Annotated in this window: 5 protein-coding genes and 1 pseudogene; 2 read left to right on the top strand and 4 right to left on the bottom strand. The window is 69.0% G+C overall.

Annotated elements, in window-relative coordinates:
* The 3 genes from WAW17_RS03985 to WAW17_RS03995 all read right to left on the bottom strand — a co-directional run.
* On the bottom strand, window positions 1-1,823 hold a 1,823-nt coding region (locus WAW17_RS03985; RefSeq protein ID WP_422331716.1), incomplete at its 3' end, for a cation-translocating P-type ATPase.
* Between the two features lie 252 nt (window positions 1,824-2,075).
* Window positions 2,076-2,969: a universal stress protein gene (locus tag WAW17_RS03990; protein WP_422331717.1), complete on the bottom strand. Its 894-nt coding sequence runs from the start codon at window positions 2,967-2,969 to the stop codon at window positions 2,076-2,078.
* Window positions 2,970-3,269: 300 nt separating this feature from the next.
* Entirely contained in the window at window positions 3,270-3,572 is a 303-nt protein-coding gene (locus WAW17_RS03995) for a hypothetical protein (protein ID WP_422331718.1), read from the bottom strand.
* Between the two features lie 62 nt (window positions 3,573-3,634).
* On the opposite strand from WAW17_RS03995, the gene WAW17_RS04000 reads away from it, so the two are divergent.
* Window positions 3,635-3,766: a hypothetical protein gene (locus WAW17_RS04000; RefSeq protein WP_422331720.1), complete on the top strand. Its 132-nt coding sequence runs from the start codon at window positions 3,635-3,637 to the stop codon at window positions 3,764-3,766.
* Window positions 3,767-4,056: 290 nt separating this feature from the next.
* On the opposite strand, the pseudogene WAW17_RS04005 reads toward WAW17_RS04000, so the two are convergent.
* Window positions 4,057-4,404, bottom strand: a pseudogene (locus WAW17_RS04005) (three-helix bundle dimerization domain-containing protein); the annotation flags it as partial.
* Between the two features lie 204 nt (window positions 4,405-4,608).
* On the opposite strand from WAW17_RS04005, the gene WAW17_RS04010 reads away from it, so the two are divergent.
* A partial coding sequence (locus WAW17_RS04010; RefSeq protein ID WP_422331719.1) for a hypothetical protein occupies window positions 4,609-4,980 on the top strand: 372 nt, incomplete at its 3' end.

Raw genomic sequence — 4,980 nt, forward strand, 5'->3', positions numbered from 1 at the left:
TCGACTCCTGCCACCGCGACAGCCTCCGCGGCGATGCCGAGGTCCTTGGCGATCCGCGCTGCCGTGCGGGGGTGGTCACCGGTGATCATCATGACCCGCACCCCCGCGCGGTGGGCCTCGGCGATCGCGACCGCCGCCTCCGGGCGGGGCGGGTCGATGATGCCGACCATGCCGACGTAGACCAGATTCTGTTCCAGGGATTCGTCGATCTCCGGCGGTGTGGTGACCTCGAGTGGCCGATACGCCACCGCCAGGGTGCGGAACGCCTCGCCCGCGAGACGCTCGACGTCCTCGAGAATGCGGGCCCGCCACGAATCGTCCAGATCCTCCACCGCATCGCCGACCCGTACATGGGAACAATGCCGCAGCAGCACGTCCGGGGCGCCCTTGGTGACCACCACTACCGCGCCGCCCCGCTCGGCGTCGGCCTCGAGACTGCTCATCATCTTGCGTTCGGAGCTGAACGGGATCTCGCCCACCCGCCGGAACCGCCCAGCCTTGAGATCTCCGTTACCGACCTTGACCTCGGCGACCAGGAAAGCCGCCTCGGTCGGATCACCCTGGATCATCCACTCGCCGTCCTGCTGCCACAACGACGCATCGTTGGCGAGGCTGCCTCCGCCGAGCACGTACCCTGTCTGACGCCACAGGGTGCTGCCCTCCTCGATCGGAATACCGTGGTGCTCTTCGCGCCCCTCGGGCCGGTATCCGGCGCCGGTGAGGGTCACTTCCCCCACCGGGGTGACCACCCGTCCGATCGTCATTTCGCTCCTGGTGAGGGTGCCGGTCTTGTCCGAGCAGATCACCGACGCCGAGCCGAGGGTCTCGACCGACGACAGCTTCTTGACGATCGCGTGCCGGCCGGCCATCCGCTGCACGCCCAACGCGAGCACCACCGACAGAATCGTGGGCAGTCCTTCCGGCACGGCGGCCACGGCCAGCGAGAGTCCGAGCAGCAGTGCCGTCACCACGTCGTCGAGGCCGTGAATTCCGAAGACCAGAAAGATCGTCGCGATCACCACCACGGCAATCGCGATCACCGCGATGCCGAGCATCCTTCCGACACGGGCGATCTCGAGTTGCAGCGGGGTGGGGTCCTCGCGGGTGGTGTGCAGCAGATCGGCGATCCGCCCCATCTCGGTCGCCATCCCGGTGGCGGTCACCACCGCCCGCCCCACACCCTGCATGACCGCGGTGCCGTTGAACACCATGTCGAGGCGGTCCCCGAGGGTCGCGGGCCCGGGAAGAGTTCGACCGTCCTTGAGGACGGGTTCGCTTTCCCCGGTCAGCGAGGCCTCCGCCACCCTCAGTGCGCCACCCGAGAGCAGCCTCGCGTCGGCGGCAACGGTGTCGCCCTCGGCCAGCACCAGAATGTCGCCGGGCACCAACTCCCCGGTGGGCACCTGCGCCTGTACGCCGTCGCGCACCACCGTGGCAGTGGCGGCGCTCATCCGCGCGAGGGCCTCGACTGCACGATCGGCGCGGGTCTGTTGCAGATACCCGAGAACGGCGTTGACGACGACGATGGCAGCGATGACGAGGGCATCGAACGGCCAGCCCGATGCCCCCTCGACCACCCACACGGCGAGGGAGATGGCAATGGCGGCGAACAGCAGGTAGATCAGCGGGTCACGGAACTGCTCGGCGAACTTGCGCCACGCGGGCACCGGCCTCTCGGTCGTGATCTCGTTCGGGCCCACCGAGGCCAACCGACGCGAAGCCTCCACCGCCGTCAGACCATTGTCCGGGTCGGTTCGCATCGACTCGACGACGCCGCTCGCATCCATGAGCGAGGCGTCGAAGTCCATCACCACCCCTGCCACAGGGTCTTCCTTCCCGTTGGACTACCCATCCCTCACCGACCGCTCGCCCACGCCTGGACCCGCGCGAGGGTCAAGTGACCAGCAGCAACGTTAGCGGTGATGGCCGTCGGGGGGGCAGCAGAAAGGCCCGGTGCCCGGTCACCCGTGCGATGTCGATGAACCAGGCATCCATCATCGCCGCGGACTCAGGGGCGCCAGCGCCGGGATGCCGAATCCGGTCAAGGCCCGCTGTGGCCGGCGATCCCACTTTTCTCAGTGTCCCGGGTGTGAACTGGGGCGACACAGCATGGTCGGGCATGGGCTGTGCCGCAGCAGGTGCCGACTCACCGACCCGTGAAAGGCACCGGCGATGCGCCCCCGGCCGTGCGTGCCCACGACGATGAGCTGGGCACCGTCGGCTGCGCGCAACAGGGCCCGGGCGGGCTCGTCCTGGGTGACGACCTCGGTCACGGGGACGTCGGCGAACAACTCGCGCAGGGTGGCCAGATGCGCGGCGAGTCTGGTCTTCGCCTCGTGGGCGAGTACGTCGGTGTCGATGAGCAGGGGATTCGTCACACCCCCGGTTTCGTTCTGCACCGACCAGGCGTGCACGGCGGTCAGTGGGGCACCGAACAGGGACGCGAACTCGAACGCTTCGACGAGCGCGGTGTCGCCGAGCGCACTGCCATCCACCCCGACTACGACCGGTCGTCGGTCGGGCAGTTGCCCGGGTGGTCCGCACCAGAAGGTGACCGGGCACGATGCCCTCTTGACCACGTCCAGTGCCGGCGAGCCGAGCATCCGGTCGACGAGGCCGCCGCGTTCGTGGGCAAGGACGATCATCCGGGCCCGCGCTCCCGCCGTGGCCACCGCCACCTCCGGTGGCCCGAGCAACAGCTCGGTGCCGACCTCCAGCCCAGAGAAGCGGGCATGCACAAGCTCGGCAGCGTGGTCGAGAATCGATTCGCCGCCCGTTCGGTTCTGGGCGACGGCGGGGCCTTGGCGCATCACCTTGATATCGCTCATCAGGTACAACGCCTCGGGCAGTGTGTGGACCAGCCGCAGCCCCCAGCCGCGCCGATGCGCGACCGTCGCTGCCCACACCGCGGCCCCGTCGGCCTCGAGGGTGCCATCCACGTCCACGGTGATCACCGGGCTGTCTGTCATGTCGATCCCTTCGGCTGCGTCCGCGCCTTCGTCGTCTGCATCGCGGTGACCCGAATCGCCCGGGTCTGCACCGTCGGTTTCGCAGTGCTTCGATTCTCGCGCTCGCGGCTGTGAGGGCAGAAGAGGACGCCGCCAACCGTCACCCACTGTTGGTGTGCAGTTCGCCCACTCGTCCGGTGCCCGTCGGGACGGTGGGCCGTCGGACCGACCGGGACCGTCGACTGCCGGTTCCACACCGTCGAGGCCCTCGACGACACCACCGAAAGAATTCGAGGACAGGGCTGTTCAGGACAGGGGGATTCAGGACACGGGGGCCGTGTCGTGCTCCGGCGCCGCTTCCGGGGCAGATGCCCGCGGCTTGCCGGCGCCGGCCTGGACATGCTCGGTGAGCAGGAGCTGACCGACACCGATCGCCACCGCAACCGGCCAGTCGAGCAGACCCGACGCCACCAGCGCCCCCAAACCGGCAAAGTAGGCGAGCTGCTCGGGCCGGGGAATCCCGATGTGGCCCACCAGAGGTAGGCGCACTGCGAAACGTTCGGCGTCGCGGGCCACGCCGGCCATGGTGCGGTGCGACTGCCAGAAAGACTGTTCGTCGGCCATGGTTTCCTCTTTCGTAAGCTGCACGTCTCCCGGGGCGCACCCGAGGATCCTACCCTCGACCCATGTCGAATCCTCTGACCATTACCGGCCCGGACGCGGTGCTCGGCGCGGTGGTCCGGTTGCTCACCCCGCCGCTGTGCGAGGTGTATGCCGTGTTGATGCGCGCCGGCGTGGTGGTCGTCGTCGACGACTGAGCCGGGCGTGCTGCGGCGGCGGCGGCGAAAGACAGTCGCACACGGCCTCTCACCGGTCGGCGGTGTCCCCGTCGGGGCCGCGGTTGCCCCGCAGTGTCCCCTCGGCCGCGCCGAATCCGGTGTCGGGGCCAGGATGGTCGTGCCGGAATCGGCGGCGAGTGTCGCCGCGGCGGCCGGGGTCGAGCCGGTCCCTTGCTCAGGCCAGCATTTTCCTCGCCCGCCGCGCACCCGCAAGCCCGGTTGCTGTGACCTGAGGACGTTGCCGCCGCCGGAACCGACAGCCGCTCGCGGGCATGCCGTTCGACGAACAGCGGGACGAAATCACGGATGGAACACCGCTCGTACCCGGCTCTGACCTGCGTGACCACGGCTTCGACGTCGGTGTACGACACGGTGGGGAACTCCCGGCACAACCGAGCGATCGCCCGGCTGATGCCCTGCTCTTCCTGGCTGGCGGTGATCATGCGATCATTCTGCCACCGCACCACCCGCGAGAACTCGCAATGTGTTGGCCCCCACTGCATCCGAGTACCATTTTCCCGTCCTCGCGGGCACAAGGTCACCTTTCGGACAGGAGTTACATCACGCCGGTACGCGGATCTGCGCCATGACCCGCTTCGACAACAGCGTGCCCGCATTGTTCGGGCTGCCGCGATCGCTCCCTGGCTGATACGACGCGAGCGTGGCCACCCCGGCCCCGATGCCCCGTCAGGGATGCGGCGGCTCTTCGGTGTGTCCCGAGGGGCGACTCGACCTCGCCTTCTTCTCCCGGCTGGCCGGCACCGGCGTCCGGGGGTTCGGCGACCGGCGCTTGCGACCGGCCACCCGAGCGGTGTGGTCAAGTGGTGGGCGGTTTCCCGGCGGGCGGAGTCGATCGCGCCGCGGGTGTCGCCCGGGTCGTCGATCGCGCCGCGGGCGTCGCCCGGGTCTTCTTTCCTGCCGTCCCGGCCGACTTGGTGGCCTTGTCCGCCGTCGAGGCTGTCGTGGCAGCACGTGAGAGCGGTGAACGAGCCGTAGATGAGTCGTACCTGGAGACCGCTCACTATGCGGCGCGGAACGTGCTCGAGGTGGCGGGCGAGGAAGAAGACCTCGACCTCGACGGGTACGACGCCGCTGCGGTAGCTGCGCGTGAGCGCCAGATCGACGCGGTGCAGGAAGCGTTCGACCTGGGGATCATCCCGGAAGTTGAGGACTGGGAAGCGCGAGCTCACGGC

The organism is Rhodococcus sp. (in: high G+C Gram-positive bacteria) (assembly GCF_049286785.1).
Lineage (GTDB): Bacteria > Actinomycetota > Actinomycetes > Mycobacteriales > Mycobacteriaceae > Rhodococcus_F.